Origin of the sequence: Staphylococcus auricularis (genome assembly GCF_051172115.1) — a bacterium.
In the GTDB taxonomy this organism is placed as follows: domain Bacteria; phylum Bacillota; class Bacilli; order Staphylococcales; family Staphylococcaceae; genus Staphylococcus; species Staphylococcus auricularis_A.
This window is the reverse complement of record NZ_JBPIZN010000003.1, coordinates 266,776-284,851: the sequence shown is the minus strand read 5'-3', so window position 1 is coordinate 284,851 and position 18,076 is coordinate 266,776. Positions and strand designations below refer to the sequence as shown.

Sequence of the window (18,076 nt, the reverse complement as noted above, 5' to 3'; positions counted from 1 at the left end):
GATGTCTCTACTTTGAAAGTAGTGAAAGGACGACATCTATGGCGCAATCTCTAGAACATACTTCGGATACGCACACAGTATCGATAGCTTCGCGTAATGCTTTGTTGAATCAGATACTCCCCATGGTTGAACCGATCATCAAGCAACGGCTAAATCATTACGTCATCAATGCGAATGATCGAGAGGATGTGTATCAAGACATCATGTTGAAGATGATTAAAATGTCAGATCATTTTCAAGTAGATCAATCAACGCCACTCGAGCATTACGTAAACAAGATGATTAAATCAGTGAAATGTGATTATGTGAGAAGAAAGGTTGCACAGCAAAAAAGACAACAACTTCTCATCAATGAATATATTGTAGATTATCACACTAGACGCACGATGAAGCCGTTAGAACGCCAGCTTGAATTACAAGAGTTACAACAGTTATTTTCACACTTAGGTACGCTCAGTCAGATTGAACGACGCGTGATTGAGTGTTTGCTTAACGATTATAAACCGAGAGAAATTGCATCCCAGACATCTCTCAGTGATAAGACAGTTTATAACGCAATTCAGCGCAGCAAACGAAAGCTTCAAAAATCGATGAATCGCTATATTTCAGAACAAGAGGGTTAACTCATGTTTAGGCGTTTCAATTAGCGATTGATAAGGATACGCAGCAGTTAGGCCGTTTGACAAGCAAGGTATTTTTTATGTATAGTATATTGGTATTAAAATGAGTAAGGTGAGAAATGTGAAAAAAGTACCACTTAATTGTGAAATATGCGGTAATCGTAACTATCACGTACCTAAAAGACAAAATGCAACAGAGAGATTAACGCTAAAGAAATTTTGTCCGAGATGCAATACTCATACGCTACATAAAGAATCTAAATAGAAACTGAGTAGTGAGCCTCAATCTATCTTTAATGATATAGAATCACGATGAAGCAGGTGCTTGGTTAGCAACTTTAAAGCTTGAGGTGACTAGGTTCTAGTTTTCTCATCTTCTAGCTACTTAGAGACTGAGCTTGTTCTTAATATGTAGCCCATTTCGTTTAGATTGATTCAAATACATTTGTGCGTCAAATGTTTCACAGTAAAATGTAGTGTTGCTAATTCATGACGAAGCGAGATTATTGTTATAAAGATGGAGGTCGTAATTATGGCTAAAAAAGAAAATTTCTTTAAAGGCGTTAAGTCTGAAATGGAGAAAACAAGTTGGCCAACGAAGGAAGAATTATTTAAATACACAGTTATTGTTGTGTCTACGGTAATCTTCTTCTTAGTGTTCTTCTATGCTATCGATTTAGGCATTGATGGCATTATTCAATTATTTAAATAGTGAGGAGTGACGACATGTCTGGAGAAGTTGGCGAAAAGCGCTGGTACGCAGTGCACACTTATTCTGGTTATGAGAATAAAGTGAAAAAGAATTTGGAAAAACGTGTTGAGTCTATGAACATGACTGAAGAAATCTTTAGAGTAGTAATACCTGAAGAAGAAGAAACGCAAGTCAAAGATGGCAAAGCGAAAACTTTAACTAAGAAAACATTCCCAGGCTATGTCTTAGTTGAATTGGTTATGACTGACCAGTCATGGTATGTCGTGAGAAATACACCAGGCGTAACAGGATTTGTTGGTTCAGCTGGTGCAGGTTCAAAACCGAACCCATTATTACCAGAGGAAGCACGCTTTATCTTGAAACAAATGGGCATGAAAGAAAAAACAATCGATGTTGAAATCGAAGTCGGTGATCAAGTCCGCATCAAAGCTGGTCCATTTATGAATCAAGTGGGTGAAGTTCAAGAAGTAGAAGCTGAAAAATTCAAACTCACTGTACTCGTTGACATGTTTGGTCGTGAAACACCAGTCGAAGTTGAATTTGATCAAGTTGAAAAACTTTAATTGCAACAGTGATTAAAAAATCAAAAATCACCTGTTGCTTTTTAGTGAATTAAAATGTTATAATACTGTGGTCGCGCTTAATGAAGCGCTCCATTTCGTCACGAAATGTTTAGAGTGGGAGGGCAAAACTCAGTCCTGTGACCACATCACGATATCAAGGAGGTGCACATCGTGGCTAAAAAAGTAGAAAAAGTAGTTAAATTACAAATCCCTGCAGGTAAAGCAAACCCAGCACCACCAGTTGGTCCAGCATTAGGTCAAGCAGGTGTTAACATCATGGCTTTCTGTAAGGAATTCAACGCACGTACGCAAGAGGATGCAGGTTTAATCATCCCAGTAGAAATCAGTGTATTTGAAGACCGTTCATTTACATTCGTAACTAAAACTCCACCTGCTCCAGTACTACTTAAAAAAGCAGCTGGCATTGAAAAAGGTTCAGGTGAACCTAACAAAAACAAAGTTGCTAGTGTAACAAAAGATCAAGTACGTGAAATTGCTAACACTAAAATGAAAGACTTAAACGCAGCTGACGAAGAAGCAGCTATGCGTATTGTCGAAGGTACTGCCCGCAGCATGGGTATTACTGTTGAATAATAAAACTTGAAAATGAAATCAGATATACGATTAACAAGCAGATGACAGAAGTGACAAACAGGACGGATAGATCGGTTGTCAAAGTGTAAGGAGCGCATAACAACGTATATAACTTACTCACTCTGTTATCTGCTTCTAACTTGTGAAGGCAAGTAACGTGGGAGGAAATTCCGCTAAAACCACTAAAGGAGGAACATGAAATGGCTAAAAGAAGTAAAAAGTTTCAAGAAGTTGCTGCTAAAGTAGATCGTCAAAAACATTACAGCGTCGAAGAAGCAATTGAATTAGCTAAAGAAACAAACATTGCAAATTTCGATGCTTCTGTTGAAGTTGCTTTCCGTTTAGGTATCGATACACGTAAAAACGATCAACAAATTCGTGGCGCTGTAGTATTACCAAATGGTACAGGTAAATCTCAACGCGTATTAGTATTCGCTAAAGGTGATAAAGCATCAGAAGCTGAAGCAGCTGGTGCTGACTACGTAGGTGAATCTGAATACGTATCTAAAATCCAACAAGGTTGGTTCGACTTCGACGTTGTTGTTGCAACACCAGACATGATGGGCGAAGTTGGTAAATTAGGTCGCGTATTAGGACCTAAAGGTTTAATGCCAAACCCTAAAACTGGCACAGTAACAATGGACGTTACAAAAGCGATCGAAGAAATCAAAGCAGGTAAAGTTGAATACCGTGCTGAAAAAGCTGGTATTGTACATGCTTCTATCGGTAAAGCTTCATTCGATACTGATAAATTAGTAGAAAACTTCAGAGCTTTACAAGATGTATTAACTAAAGCAAAACCTTCTGCAGCGAAAGGTACTTACTTCAAATCAGCGACCGTTACAACTACAATGGGTCCTGGTATCAAAGTTGATACTTCAAGCTTTAAATTATAATTATAAATGACAACAAATGACAGGCTAAAAGAATTTACTTTTAGCCTGTAAATTTTATTGACATATGTAATCAAAACAGTTATATTAGTTATTGTGATTATTTTACCTAAGACAGTAGGAGTTAGAAATAACTTAAAAGTTTAGATCCTACCGAGGCTAAAATTGACTTGAACGTGATTAAAAAATGTTTCAAGCACTTTTTGCCGTGGGTAGAAAGTGCTTTTTTTAATGGGCAGAACGCTCATGATAAAAGCACCAAAAATTTTAAATGGAGGTGTCTAAATGTCTGCAATCATTGAAGCTAAAAAACAACATGTTGACGAAATTGCTGAACAACTTAAAAATTCAGTTTCAACAGTTATTGTTGACTACCGTGGTTTAACAGTAGAAGAAGTGACTGAATTACGTTCACAATTGCGTGAAGCTGGCGTAGAATACAAAGTTTACAAAAACACAATGGTACGTCGCGCAGCTGAAAAAGCAGGAATCGAAGGCATTGAAGAATTTTTAGTAGGACCTACTGCCATCGCTACTTCAACAGACGACGTTGTAGCACCAGCGAAAGTTATCGCAGGTTTTGCTAAAGAACACGAAGCTTTAGAAGTTAAAACAGGCGTTATGGACGGCGAAGTTATTTCAGCTGAACAAGTTAACACAGTTGGATCTTTACCATCACACGACGGTCTTGTATCAATGCTACTTTCAGTATTACAAGCTCCAGTCCGCAACTTCGCTTATGCAGTTAAAGCAGTTGGAGAACAAAGAGATGAAGAAAGCGCTGAATAATCGCGCATAAAAACTTAAATTAAATTGGAGGAAAACAATAATGGCTAATCAAGAACAAATCATTGAAGCAATTAAAGAAATGTCAGTATTAGAATTAAACGACTTAGTTAAAGCAATTGAAGAAGAATTTGGTGTAACTGCAGCAGCTCCAGTAGCAGCAGGTGCAGCAGGCGGCGGAGATGCTGCTGAAGAAAAATCTGAATTTGATGTTGAATTAACTTCAGCTGGATCTTCTAAAATCAAAGTTGTTAAAGCAGTTAAAGAAGCAACTGGCTTAGGCTTGAAAGATGCTAAAGAATTAGTAGATAACGCTCCTAAAGTTGTTAAAGAAGGCTTACCTAAAGAAGAAGCTGAACAACTTAAAGAACAATTAGAAGAAGCTGGCGCAACTATCGAATTAAAATAATGCGAGCAGCATAACTTATTAAATATAATTTTATAAGTTAGGTTAATGCCCACATTGGCCTATGATTCTTTGAGAAGTGAAAACCCCGTTATTCAGATAACGGGGTTTTGTGTTGTTCTTCAACTATCGCAGTAACAGCTATCTAAGTACAATGTGAAATGAGGTAGGGTCATGAGTCATTATTATGATGAACAACCTGATGTAGCAAGTGATATACAAACATTTGATTATCACTATGATAATCAATCTATTACATTACAAACAGACGCAGGCGTATTTTCAAAAGGTAAAATCGACTTTGGCTCTGATTTATTAGTGCGGACATTTTTAAAGCAAAATCCACCGGGCCCAGTTAAAACTCTTGCCGATGTAGGTTGCGGTTATGGTCCCATCGGTTTGATGATTGCTAAAATGGAACCACACAATCATGTCGATATGCTAGACGTGAATTTACGTGCGTTAAAATTGGCACGCCACAACGCGAAATCAAACCACATCGACAACGTATCAATTATTGAAAGTGATGGTTTCGACCAAGTCGACGAACAACAGTATGATTATGTGCTCACGAATCCTCCGATACGTGCCGGTAAGCAGACCGTGCATCGCATCTTTGAGGAAGCACATCAACATTTGAAACAAAATGGTGCGCTTTACGTCGTGATACAGAAAAAACAAGGTATGCCTTCAGCAAAAGAAAAAATGCGCACGTTATTTGATAATGTAGAAGTATTAGAGAAGAGCAAAGGCTATTATATATTGAGAAGCTCAAAAGGTTGATTTAGCAGACCTATTCTGATATAGTAATAGAATGTAAAAAATTATGTTCAATAAGTGTGTACTTTTACGTATAAAATAACATTGTATATCGATCGTAGATGAAATAGAAAATGGTGTCATCAGAAATGCTGCCGTTTTCTTTTTGTCTTAAGGTATATGTTATAATGCGTGAGATAATCACACAATTTTTGAGGGGTGAATCTGTTTGGCAGGTCAATTTGTCCAATATGGAAGACATCGTAAACGTAGAAACTACGCGAGAATTTCAGAAGTACTTGAATTACCAAATCTTATCGAAATTCAAACTAAATCTTATGACTGGTTCTTAAAAGAAGGTTTACTAGAAATGTTCAGAGACATTTCACCGATTGAAGATTTCACTGGTAACCTATCTTTAGAGTTTGTGGACTACAAACTAGGTGAACCTAAATATGATTTAGAAGAATCTAAAAACCGTGATGCAACTTATGCTGCACCTCTTAGCGTTAAAGTACGTCTTATTATTAAAGAGACTGGTGAAGTAAAAGAACAAGAAGTATTCATGGGTGACTTCCCATTAATGACAGATACAGGTACATTTGTGATTAATGGTGCAGAACGTGTTATCGTTTCTCAATTAGTACGTTCTCCATCCGTTTACTTCAATGAAAAATTAGACAAAAACGGACGTACCAATTATGACGCAACAATCATCCCTAACCGTGGTGCTTGGTTAGAGTATGAAACAGATGCGAAAGACGTAGCATACGTACGCATTGACAGAACAAGAAAATTACCATTAACCGTATTACTACGTGCACTTGGTTTTTCTTCAGATCAAGAAATCATTGATCTTATTGGAGATAACGAAATCTTACGTAATACGCTTGAAAAAGATGGTACTGAAAATACAGAACAAGCGCTATTAGACATTTACGAACGTTTACGTCCGAGCGAACCTCCTACTTTAGATAACGCTAAAAGTCTATTATATTCACGTTTCTTCGATCCAAAACGTTATGACTTAGCTAGTGTAGGTCGTTATAAAGCAAACAAAAAACTACATTTAAAACACCGCCTATTCAATCAAAAATTAGCAGAACCGATTGTTAATTCAGAAACTGGCGAAATCGTAGCTGAAGAAGGTACAGTCTTAGATCGTCGTAAAGTAGACGAAATCATGGATGTACTTGAAACAAATGCAAACAGTGAAGTGTTTGAATTAGAAGGCAGCATCATCGATGAACCAGTTGAAATTCAATCTATTAAAGTTTACGTTCCAAATGATGAAGAAGGCCGCACAACAACAGTGATCGGTAATGCATTCCCTGACTCAGAAGTGAAATGTATTACAGCAGCAGACATCATTGCTTCAATGTCTTACTTCTTCAACTTATATAGTGGTATTGGATTTACAGATGACATTGACCACTTAGGTAACCGTCGTCTACGTTCAGTAGGTGAATTGTTACAAAACCAATTCCGTATCGGATTATCTAGAATGGAACGTGTCGTAAGAGAAAGAATGTCTATCCAAGACACTGATTCAATCACACCACAACAATTAATTAACATTCGTCCAGTGATTGCATCTATCAAAGAATTCTTTGGTAGCTCTCAATTATCTCAATTCATGGACCAAGCCAACCCATTAGCTGAGTTGACTCACAAACGTCGTCTATCAGCCCTCGGACCTGGTGGTTTAACACGTGAACGTGCACAAATGGAAGTACGTGACGTACACTACTCTCACTATGGTCGTATGTGTCCAATCGAAACACCAGAGGGTCCAAACATTGGTTTGATCAACTCACTTTCAAGTTATGCGAGAGTCAATGAATTTGGTTTCATTGAAACACCATATCGTAAAGTCAACATTGAAACGAATGCAGTGACAGATCAAATTGATTACCTAACAGCTGATGAAGAAGACAGTTACGTTGTAGCCCAAGCAAACTCAAGATTAGACGAAGAAGGTCGTTTCTTAGACGATGAAGTTGTTTGTCGTTTCCGTGGCAATAACACAGTGATGAACAAAGAAAAAATGGACTACATGGACGTTTCACCTAAACAAGTTGTTTCAGCTGCGACAGCATGTATCCCATTCTTAGAAAACGACGACTCTAACCGTGCGTTAATGGGTGCGAACATGCAACGTCAAGCAGTTCCATTGATGAACCCTGAATCACCTTTCGTAGGTACAGGTATGGAACACGTAGCAGCACGTGACTCAGGTGCAGCTGTTATCGCTAAACAAAGAGGCCGTGTTGAACACGTTGAATCTAATGAAATCTTAGTACGTAGTCTTATCGAAGAAGATGGCAAAGAGTACGAAGGCGAATTAAACCGTTATCCATTAGCTAAATTCAAACGTTCAAACACAGGTACTTGCTATAACCAACGTCCAATCGTTAAACCAAACGATATCGTAGACAAAGGTGAAATCTTAGCGGATGGACCTTCTATGGATCTTGGTGAAATGGCATTAGGTCGTAACGTTGTCGTTGGATTTATGACTTGGGACGGTTATAACTACGAGGACGCTGTTATCATGAGTGAACGTCTTGTTAAAGATGACGTATATACTTCAATTCACATCGAAGAATATGAATCTGAAGCACGTGATACAAAACTCGGACCTGAAGAAATCACTCGTGATATTCCTAACGTTTCTGAAAATGCACTTAAAAACTTAGACGATCGTGGTATCGTATACGTTGGTGCAGAAGTTAAAGATGGTGACATCTTAGTAGGTAAAGTCACACCTAAAGGGGTAACTGAACTTACTGCAGAAGAACGCTTACTTCATGCAATCTTCGGTGAAAAAGCACGTGAAGTTCGTGATACTTCACTACGTGTACCACACGGTGCAGGCGGTATCGTCTTAGACGTTAAAGTCTTCAATCGTGAAGAAGGCGACGATACATTATCTCCAGGTGTTAACCAACTCGTACGTGTTTACATCGTTCAAAAACGTAAAATCCACGTCGGAGATAAAATGTGTGGTCGTCACGGTAATAAAGGGGTTATCTCTAAACTCGTACCAGAAGAAGATATGCCTTACTTACCAGACGGACGTCCAATCGATATCATGTTAAACCCACTCGGTGTGCCTTCACGTATGAACATCGGACAAGTGTTAGAATTACATCTAGGTATGGCTGCTAAAAACTTAGGTATCCATGTTGCATCACCAGTATTTGATGGTGCCAATGACGAAGACGTATGGTCAACAATTGAAGAAGCTGGTATGGCTCGCGACGGTAAAACTGTCTTATATGATGGTCGTACAGGTGAACCATTTGATAACCGTATTTCAGTTGGTGTCATGTACATGCTTAAACTTGCACACATGGTTGATGATAAACTTCACGCGCGTTCAACTGGTCCTTACTCACTCGTTACACAACAACCACTTGGTGGTAAAGCACAATTTGGTGGTCAACGTTTCGGTGAGATGGAGGTATGGGCACTAGAAGCATATGGTGCTGCTTATACACTTCAAGAAATCTTGACTTACAAATCAGATGACACAGTTGGTCGTGTTAAAACATATGAATCTATTGTTAAAGGCGAAAACATTAGCAAACCTAGTGTGCCTGAATCATTCCGTGTCTTAATGAAAGAGTTACAAAGTCTTGGCTTAGACGTTAAGATCATCGATGAAGATAACAATGAAATTGATATGCACGACAATGATGATGAAGATATCACAGAGCGCAAAGTTGACTTACAACAAAAAGATGCGCCTGAATCACAAAGAGAAGTTTAGTAATTAGATGAATTCGCGTCATTTCAGAGCAGTGAATGAAGTCTTGAAGCACTTAGCTTCTTGCTTCTTCACTTTAATCTGATGTGTATAGATCAAACGAAATCAATCAATTTGCACAGCTAATCTAAATTGAAGGAGGTAGGCTCCTTGATTGATGTAAATAATTTCCATTATATGAAAATAGGACTTGCTTCACCTGAAAAAATCCGTTCATGGTCATTCGGTGAGGTTAAAAAACCAGAAACAATTAACTATCGTACTTTGAAACCAGAAAAAGATGGCCTATTCTGTGAAAGAATTTTTGGACCTACAAAAGACTGGGAATGTAGTTGCGGTAAATACAAACGTGTACGATACAAAGGTATGGTTTGTGACAGATGTGGTGTAGAAGTAACGAAATCTAAAGTACGTCGTGAAAGAATGGGACACATTGAACTTGCAGCGCCTGTTTCTCACATTTGGTACTTTAAAGGTATCCCAAGTCGTATGGGTCTTTTACTTGATATGTCACCAAGAGCACTTGAAGAAGTAATCTACTTTGCTTCTTATGTTGTTGTTGATCCAGGCCCAACAGGCTTAGAGAAAAAATCATTACTTTCTGAAGCAGAATTCAGAGAATACTACGATAAATATCCAGGTCAATTCAACGCTAAAATGGGTGCAGAAGGTATTAAAGCACTCTTAGAAGAAATTGATTTAGATGAAGAATTAAAAGCATTACGTGATGAATTAGAATCTGCAACTGGTCAAAGATTGACTCGTGCAATTAAACGATTAGAAGTTGTAGAATCATTCCGTAACTCAGGAAACAATCCTGCATGGATGATCTTAGATGTACTTCCAATCATCCCACCAGAAATTCGTCCAATGGTACAACTTGATGGTGGACGTTTTGCTACAAGTGACTTAAACGACTTATACCGTCGTGTGATCAACCGTAACAACCGTTTGAAACGTTTATTAGACTTAGGTGCGCCTGGCATCATCGTTCAAAACGAAAAACGTATGTTACAAGAAGCAGTGGATGCTTTGATTGATAATGGTCGTCGTGGCCGTCCAGTTACTGGTCCAGGTAACAGACCACTCAAATCACTTTCACACATGCTTAAAGGTAAACAAGGTCGTTTCCGTCAAAACTTATTAGGTAAACGTGTTGACTATTCAGGTCGTTCCGTAATCGCAGTCGGACCAAGCTTGAAAATGTATCAATGTGGTTTACCAAAAGAAATGGCACTTGAATTATTCAAACCATTTGTTATGAAAGAACTTGTACAACGTGAAATCGCAACAAATATTAAAAATGCGAAAAGTAAAATTGAACGCATGGATGATGAAGTATGGGATATCTTAGAAGATGTTATCAAAGAACACCCAGTGCTTTTAAACCGTGCGCCAACATTACACAGACTCGGTATCCAAGCATTTGAACCTACACTTGTTGAAGGTCGTGCCATCCGTCTTCACCCATTAGCAACTACTGCTTACAACGCAGACTTTGATGGTGACCAAATGGCCGTTCACGTGCCGTTATCTAAAGAAGCACAAGCAGAAGCACGTATGTTAATGCTTGCAGCTCAAAACATCTTGAACCCTAAAGATGGTAAACCAGTTGTTACACCATCTCAAGATATGGTATTAGGTAACTATTACATTACGTTAGAACGTGAAGATGCATTGAATACAGGTGCATTGTTCAAAGATACAAACGAAGTGTTGAAAGCTTATGCAAATGGCTATGTTCACTTACACACTCGTATCGGTGTGCACGCACGTTCATTCAATAATCCAACGTTCACAGAAGATCAAAACAATAAAATCTTAACTACTTCTGTTGGTAAAGTAATCTTCAACCAAATTATTCCGGATTCATTTGCTTATATTAATGAACCTTCAAAAGAAAACTTAGAAGATAGAACACCAGATAAATACTTCGTAGATCCTAAAGAATTAGGTGAAGGTGGTCTTAAAGCATACTTCGATAATGTGCCAACAACTGATCCATTCAACAAAGGATTCTTAGGAGATATCATCGCAGAAGTGTTCAATCGCTTCAGCATTACTGATACATCAATGATGCTTGACCGTATGAAAGACTTAGGATTCAAATTTTCTTCTAAAGCAGGTATTACAGTTGGTGTATCCGACATCGTTGTACTTCCAGATAAACAACGTATCCTTGATGAATCTGAACAATCAGTTGAGAAAGTTACTAAACAATTTAACCGTGGTTTAATCACAGAAGATGAACGTTATAACGTAGTTGTTGATATCTGGACAAATGCGAAAGACGAAATTCAAGACAAATTGATGAAATCACTTGAAAAAACAAACCCAATCTTGATGATGAGTGACTCAGGTGCCCGTGGTAACGCATCTAACTTCACTCAATTAGCCGGTATGCGTGGTCTCATGGCCGCACCTTCTGGTAAAATCATCGAATTGCCAATCACATCTTCATTCCGTGAAGGTTTAACCGTGTTAGAATACTTCATTTCAACTCACGGTGCGCGTAAAGGTCTTGCCGATACAGCCCTTAAAACAGCTGACTCAGGTTACCTTACTCGTCGTCTTGTTGACGTGGCACAAGATGTTATCGTTCGTGAAGAAGATTGTGGTACAGACAGAGGCTTGCTCGTTTCTGACATTAAAGAAGGTACAGAAATGATCGAACCATTCGAAGAACGTATCGAAGGTCGTTATTCTAAAGAAACAGTACGTCATCCAGAAACAGATGAAGTACTTGTTGAACCAGATCAATTGATCACTCCTGAAATTGCGAAACGTATCGTGGATGCAGGTATCGAAGAATTATACATCCGCTCAGCATTTACATGTAATACGCGTCACGGTGTATGTGAAAAATGTTACGGTAAAAACCTTGCAACAGGAGAAAAAGTTGAAGTCGGTGAAGCAGTTGGTACCATCGCCGCTCAATCAATCGGTGAACCTGGTACACAACTTACAATGCGTACCTTCCACACTGGTGGGGTAGCAGGTAGCGATATCACTCAAGGTTTACCTCGTATTCAAGAAATCTTCGAAGCACGTAATCCGAAAGGTCAAGCAGTCATCACTGAAATCGAAGGTGTCGTTGAAGACATCAAAGTTGCGAAAGATCGTCAACAAGAAATCGTCATTAAAGGTGCAAATGAAACGAAATCATATCTTGCATCAGGAACAGCACGTATCGTCGTAGAAGTCGGCCAAAGTGTCGCACGCGGTCAAGTGCTTACTGAAGGTTCAATCGAGCCTAAAAACTATTTATCAGTAGCTGGTTTAACCGCAACAGAAAGCTACTTGCTTAAAGAAGTTCAAAAAGTATACCGTATGCAAGGTGTTGAAATCGACGATAAACACGTTGAGGTTATGGTAAGACAAATGCTACGTAAAGTACGTATCATTGAATCTGGTGATACTAAACTATTACCTGGTTCACTTGTTGATATCCATCACTTCACAGATGCCAACCGTGATGCATTTAAAGAACGTAAACGTCCAGCAACTGCTAAACCAGTATTGCTTGGTATTACTAAAGCATCACTTGAAACAGAAAGCTTCTTATCAGCCGCATCATTCCAAGAAACAACTCGTGTACTTACTGATGCAGCTATCAAAGGTAAACGTGATAACTTACTTGGTCTTAAAGAAAATGTTATCATCGGTAAACTTATTCCAGCTGGTACAGGTATGCGTCGTTACAGCGATGTGGAATATGATAAAGATGCTTCTGATGTACAACAAACTGAAGAAGTAGAAGTTACAGAACCATAAAAAAGATATTTACAACAATATGAATTAAGCTTTGCAAATTGAATGAGAGGATGGTCGCACCCTTAGATCAGTATAGACATTGTCTTTCTGATTAAGAGGATTCAAGGTGCGCCACCATCCTCTTATTATCTTTTTATAAAAAAGTGTCATGATGGGCAGATAACTTAAAAATTAAGTTGACGCTTCATGTAGAAAATGTTATTATTGTTAAGGTTGATGTAAGCAGACTTTGGAGGATATCAAATGTCTAATGAAAAAGTTGCCAGCTTTAACAAACAACATTATGTTGTTGGTCTAAAACAAACAATCAAAGCTTTAGATTTAGATCAAGTCACATCATTGATCATTGCACAAGATGTTGAGGTATTTTTATTATCTCGCGTGTTATGTAAGATCAATAACAAAAATATACCTATCACTTTATACGAAAGTAAACATGCTTTAGGAAAGGCTGTAGGTATCAACGTTAATGCTGCAATCGTAGCGTTAATCAAATGAAATTAGTGAATGTAAGCTTACTAAATTTTATTTAACCTAAAAATGAACCACCTGGATGTGTGGGATTAAAAAAGCAAGAGAGGAGGACATATTTCATGCCAACTATAAACCAATTAGTTCGTAACCCAAGAAAAAGCAAATCAAAAAAATCTGATTCACCAGCTTTAAACAGAGGTTTCAATAGTAAGAAAAAACAATTCACTACACTTAACTCTCCACAGAAACGTGGTGTTTGTACTCGTGTAGGAACTATGACACCTAAAAAACCTAACTCTGCGTTACGTAAATACGCACGTGTGCGTTTATCAAACAACATCGAAGTGAACGCATACATCCCTGGTATCGGACACAACTTACAAGAACACAGTGTTGTACTTGTACGTGGTGGACGTGTTAAAGACTTACCTGGTGTGCGTTACCATATTGTACGTGGTGCACTTGATACTTCAGGTGTTGATGGACGTATGCAAAGTCGTTCATTATACGGAACTAAAAAACCTAAAAAATAACATTAAGATTGCGTAAATTTTAATGACGAAATAACAAGAAATATTATAATAGGAAGGGAGGACTTATATTATGCCTCGTAAAGGATCAGTACCTAAAAGAGACGTATTACCAGATCCAATTCATAATTCTAAATTAGTTACAAGATTAATTAATAAAATTATGTTAGATGGTAAACGCGGAACAGCTCAAAAAATTCTATATTCTGCATTCGATTTAGTACAAGAACGTAGTGGTCGTGATGCATTAGAAGTGTTTGAAGAAGCAATTGATAATATCATGCCTGTATTAGAAGTTAAAGCACGTCGTGTAGGTGGCTCTAACTACCAAGTACCAGTAGAAGTTCGTCCAGAACGTCGTACTACTTTAGGCTTACGTTGGTTAGTAAACTATGCGCGTCTTCGTGGTGAAAAAACAATGGAAGATCGTTTAGCTAACGAAATTCTTGATGCTGCTAACAACACTGGTGGCGCTGTTAAAAAACGTGAAGACGTTCATAAAATGGCAGAAGCAAACAAAGCATTCGCTCACTATCGTTGGTAAGGTAGAATATAATTCCCTGAGCATGTTCCATCATATAGGTCACTATATATGGAGGTATGCTTAGGGCATCGCCATATTTATAGTATTTATTCGCAGTAATTGCTGGAAGGAGAAAAAATACATGGCTAGAGATTTTAGTTTGAAAAAAACCCGTAATATCGGTATCATGGCGCATATTGACGCTGGTAAAACAACTACAACTGAACGTATTTTGTATTACACTGGCCGTATCCACAAAATTGGTGAAACACACGAAGGTGCTTCACAAATGGACTGGATGGAACAAGAACAAGACCGTGGTATCACAATTACATCTGCTGCAACAACTGCACAGTGGAATGATCACCGTGTAAACATCATCGATACTCCAGGGCACGTAGACTTCACAGTTGAAGTTGAACGTTCTTTACGTGTACTTGATGGTGCCGTTACAGTATTAGATGCTCAATCAGGTGTAGAACCTCAAACAGAAACAGTTTGGAGACAGGCTACAACTTATGGTGTACCTCGTATTGTGTTTGTAAACAAAATGGATAAATTAGGTGCAAACTTCGATTATTCATTAAGTACATTACACGATCGTTTACAAGCAAATGCGCAAGCAATTCAATTACCAATCGGTGCCGAAGACGAATTCAACGCAATCATTGATTTAGTAGAAATGAAATGCTACCAATACAATGATGACTTAGGTACTGACATTGAAGAAATTGAAATTCCAGATGATTACAAAGATAAAGCTGAAGAAGCACGTGTAACACTTATCGAAGCTGTTGCAGAAACAAATGAAGATCTAATGGAAAAATATCTTGATGATCAAGAAATTTCAGTAGATGAATTAAAAGATGCAATCCGTCAAGCTACTACTGACGTAGAATTCTACCCAGTACTTTGCGGTACAGCATTCAAAAACAAAGGTGTTCAATTAATGCTAGATGCTGTCATTGACTACCTACCATCTCCATTAGATGTTAAACCAATCATTGGTCACCGTACTGATGACCCTGACGAAGAAGTCATCGCTAAAGCAGATGACGATGCAGAATTCGCTGCATTGGCATTCAAAGTTATGAGTGACCCTTACGTTGGTAAATTAACATTCTTCCGTGTATACTCAGGTACATTATCTTCAGGTTCGTACGTTAAAAACTCTAAAAAAGACAAACGTGAACGTGTAGGTCGTTTACTTCAAATGCATTCGAACCACCGTGAAGAACTTAACACAGTTTACGCAGGTGATATCGCAGCTGCCGTAGGTCTTAAAGATACTGGTACTGGTGACACATTATGTGGTGAGAAAAATGACATTATCCTAGAGACAATGGAATTCCCAGAGCCAGTTATCCACTTGTCAGTTGAACCTAAATCTAAAGCTGACCAAGATAAAATGACTCAAGCTTTAGTTAAACTACAAGAAGAAGACCCAACATTCCATGCACACACAGACGATGAAACTGGACAAGTTATCATCGGTGGTATGGGTGAACTTCACTTAGATATTCTTGTAGACCGTATGAAAAAAGAATTCAACGTTGAATGTAATGTTGGTGCGCCAATGGTTTCATACCGTGAAACATTCAAAACATCAGCACAAGTTCAAGGTAAATTCGCTCGTCAATCAGGTGGTCGTGGTCAATATGGTGACGTTCAAATCGAATTCACACCTAACGAAACAGGTGGCGGCTTCGAATTCGAAAACGCTATCGTCGGTGGTGTAGTACCACGTGAATACGTACCATCTGTTGAACAAGGTCTTAAAGATGCCATGGAAAATGGTGTATTAGCTGGTTATCCATTAATCGATGTTAAAGCAAAACTATTTGATGGTTCATACCACGATGTCGACTCATCTGAAATGGCCTTCAAAATTGCAGCATCATTAGCACTTAAAGAAGCTGCTAAAAAATGTGATCCAGTTATCTTAGAACCAATGATGAAAGTTACAATCGAAATGCCTGAAGAGTACTTAGGTGACATCATGGGTGACGTTACTTCACGTCGTGGCCGTGTAGACGGTATGGAACCACGTGGTAACGCGCAAGTTGTTAATGCTTATGTACCACTTTCAGAAATGTTTGGTTATGCAACATCATTACGTTCTAACACTCAAGGTCGCGGTACTTACACAATGTACTTTGACCACTATGAAGAAGTACCTAAATCAATCTCTGAAGAAATCATTAAGAAAAACACTGGTAACAAAGCTGAATAATAATACTTGTATTGTAAGGTGAGAGCCGGTACAATACAGTTTGAGCATATTCACTGTATACCACATGTTTATATTGATTTTTGAAAGTAAATGATTTATAAAGTAATTGTGTATGCTTTTAACATAAGCATTGAAATTGTCTTCTCATGATGGTGAGAAACTATCATGAGAGATAATTGCAAATAAATTTTTGAATGAATAGGAGAGATTTTATAATGGCTAAAGAAAAATTTGATCGTTCAAAAGAACATGCCAATATTGGTACAATCGGTCACGTTGACCATGGTAAAACAACATTAACAGCTGCTATCGCAACTGTATTAGCAAAAAATGGTGACACTGTAGCTCAATCATACGACATGATTGATAACGCACCAGAAGAAAAAGAACGTGGTATTACAATCAATACTGCTCACATCGAATATCAAACTGACAAACGTCACTATGCACACGTTGACTGCCCAGGACACGCTGACTATGTTAAAAACATGATCACTGGTGCGGCTCAAATGGACGGTGCCATCTTAGTTGTATCTGCAGCTGACGGTCCAATGCCACAAACTCGTGAACACATCTTATTATCACGTAACGTTGGTGTACCAGCATTAGTTGTATTCTTAAACAAAGTTGACCAAGTTGACGACGAAGAATTATTAGAATTAGTAGAAATGGAAGTTCGTGACTTATTAAGTGAATACGACTACCCAGGTGACGATGTACCTGTAATCTCTGGTTCTGCGTTGAAAGCATTAGAAGGCGACGAAGAATACGAACAAAAAATCTTAGACTTAATGCAACAAGTTGACGATTACATTCCAACTCCAGAACGTGACTCTGATAAACCATTCATGATGCCAGTTGAAGACGTATTCTCAATCACTGGTCGTGGTACTGTTGCAACAGGCCGTGTTGAACGTGGTCAAATCAAAGTCGGTGAAGAAGTTGAAATCATCGGTATGAAAGACGGTTCACAAAAAACAACAGTTACTGGTGTAGAAATGTTCCGTAAATTATTAGACTACGCTGAAGCTGGTGACAACATCGGTGCTTTATTACGTGGTATTTCACGTGAAGAAGTACAACGTGGTCAAGTTTTAGCTGCTCCTGGTTCAATTACACCACACACTAAATTCAAATCAGAAGTTTACGTTTTATCTAAAGATGAAGGTGGACGTCACACTCCATTCTTCTCTAACTACCGTCCACAATTCTATTTCCGTACTACTGACGTAACAGGTGTTGTTACTTTACCAGAAGGTACAGAAATGGTAATGCCTGGCGATAACGTTAAAATGGAAGTTGAATTAATTTCTCCAATCGCTATCGAAGTCGGTACTCGTTTCTCAATTCGTGAAGGTGGACGTACTGTAGGATCAGGCGTTGTAACTGAAATCGAAGAATAATTAAAACAAACAAACGTTGATCAATATAAATCTA

At 38.2% G+C, this 18,076-nt stretch carries 16 protein-coding genes and 1 other annotated feature; all 16 genes read left to right on the top strand.

All coding sequences use genetic code 11. The annotated features are described in order from the left end of the window. The first annotated feature begins 38 nt into the window (after positions 1–38). On the top strand, positions 39–623 hold the full coding sequence (locus ACSBRB_RS07825; RefSeq protein ID WP_435032329.1) for a sigma-70 family RNA polymerase sigma factor: 585 nt from the start codon (positions 39–41) through the stop codon (positions 621–623). A gap of 100 nt (positions 624–723) precedes the next feature. After that, positions 724–885, top strand: coding sequence for a 50S ribosomal protein L33 (gene rpmG, locus ACSBRB_RS07820; RefSeq protein WP_083498180.1), 162 nt, complete (start codon positions 724–726; stop codon positions 883–885). 267 nt (positions 886–1,152) lie between these two features. Then, entirely contained in the window at positions 1,153–1,332 is a 180-nt protein-coding gene (secE, locus tag ACSBRB_RS07815; RefSeq protein WP_059107351.1) for a preprotein translocase subunit SecE, read from the top strand. Positions 1,333–1,346: 14 nt separating this feature from the next. Next, the gene (gene nusG / locus ACSBRB_RS07810; protein ID WP_059107352.1) at positions 1,347–1,895 is read left to right on the top strand and encodes a transcription termination/antitermination protein NusG; all 549 of its coding nucleotides are present in this window, start codon (positions 1,347–1,349) and stop codon (positions 1,893–1,895) included. A 171-nt stretch (positions 1,896–2,066) separates the two neighbouring features. Further along, entirely contained in the window at positions 2,067–2,489 is a 423-nt protein-coding gene (gene rplK, locus ACSBRB_RS07805; RefSeq protein WP_435032328.1) for a 50S ribosomal protein L11, read from the top strand. Between the two features lie 200 nt (positions 2,490–2,689). After that, a complete protein-coding gene (gene rplA / locus ACSBRB_RS07800) occupies positions 2,690–3,385 on the top strand; it encodes a 50S ribosomal protein L1 (protein ID WP_059107354.1) in 696 nt (231 codons plus the stop codon). Between the two features lie 87 nt (positions 3,386–3,472). Beyond that, positions 3,473–3,620: a sequence feature (ribosomal protein L10 leader region), on the top strand. A gap of 47 nt (positions 3,621–3,667) precedes the next feature. Beyond that, positions 3,668–4,171 carry a 50S ribosomal protein L10 gene (gene rplJ, locus ACSBRB_RS07795; RefSeq protein WP_107392595.1) on the top strand — a complete coding sequence of 168 codons (504 nt, stop codon included), beginning with the start codon at positions 3,668–3,670 and terminating at the stop codon, positions 4,169–4,171. A 40-nt stretch (positions 4,172–4,211) separates the two neighbouring features. Next, complete coding sequence (gene rplL, locus ACSBRB_RS07790) at positions 4,212–4,577, top strand: 50S ribosomal protein L7/L12 (protein WP_059107356.1); 366 nt, start codon at positions 4,212–4,214, stop codon at positions 4,575–4,577. Between the two features lie 171 nt (positions 4,578–4,748). Continuing rightward, positions 4,749–5,357 (top strand): class I SAM-dependent methyltransferase, encoded by a 609-nt coding sequence (locus ACSBRB_RS07785; RefSeq protein WP_435032327.1) that lies wholly within the window; start codon positions 4,749–4,751, stop codon positions 5,355–5,357. Between the two features lie 205 nt (positions 5,358–5,562). Then, the gene (gene rpoB / locus ACSBRB_RS07780; RefSeq protein WP_435032326.1) at positions 5,563–9,108 is read left to right on the top strand and encodes a DNA-directed RNA polymerase subunit beta; all 3,546 of its coding nucleotides are present in this window, start codon (positions 5,563–5,565) and stop codon (positions 9,106–9,108) included. Between the two features lie 174 nt (positions 9,109–9,282). Continuing rightward, entirely contained in the window at positions 9,283–12,879 is a 3,597-nt protein-coding gene (rpoC, locus tag ACSBRB_RS07775) for a DNA-directed RNA polymerase subunit beta' (protein WP_435032355.1), read from the top strand. Positions 12,880–13,122: 243 nt separating this feature from the next. After that, positions 13,123–13,377, top strand: a complete 255-nt coding sequence (locus tag ACSBRB_RS07770; protein ID WP_059107360.1) for a ribosomal L7Ae/L30e/S12e/Gadd45 family protein — start codon at positions 13,123–13,125, stop codon at positions 13,375–13,377. A gap of 95 nt (positions 13,378–13,472) precedes the next feature. After that, on the top strand, positions 13,473–13,886 hold the full coding sequence (gene rpsL, locus ACSBRB_RS07765; RefSeq protein WP_059107361.1) for a 30S ribosomal protein S12: 414 nt from the start codon (positions 13,473–13,475) through the stop codon (positions 13,884–13,886). A 70-nt stretch (positions 13,887–13,956) separates the two neighbouring features. After that, a complete protein-coding gene (gene rpsG, locus ACSBRB_RS07760; protein WP_059107362.1) occupies positions 13,957–14,427 on the top strand; it encodes a 30S ribosomal protein S7 in 471 nt (156 codons plus the stop codon). A gap of 121 nt (positions 14,428–14,548) precedes the next feature. Beyond that, positions 14,549–16,639 (top strand): elongation factor G, encoded by a 2,091-nt coding sequence (gene fusA / locus ACSBRB_RS07755; RefSeq protein ID WP_435032325.1) that lies wholly within the window; start codon positions 14,549–14,551, stop codon positions 16,637–16,639. A 215-nt stretch (positions 16,640–16,854) separates the two neighbouring features. After that, positions 16,855–18,042: an elongation factor Tu gene (gene tuf / locus ACSBRB_RS07750; protein ID WP_435032324.1), complete on the top strand. Its 1,188-nt coding sequence runs from the start codon at positions 16,855–16,857 to the stop codon at positions 18,040–18,042. Positions 18,043–18,076 lie beyond the last annotated feature (34 nt).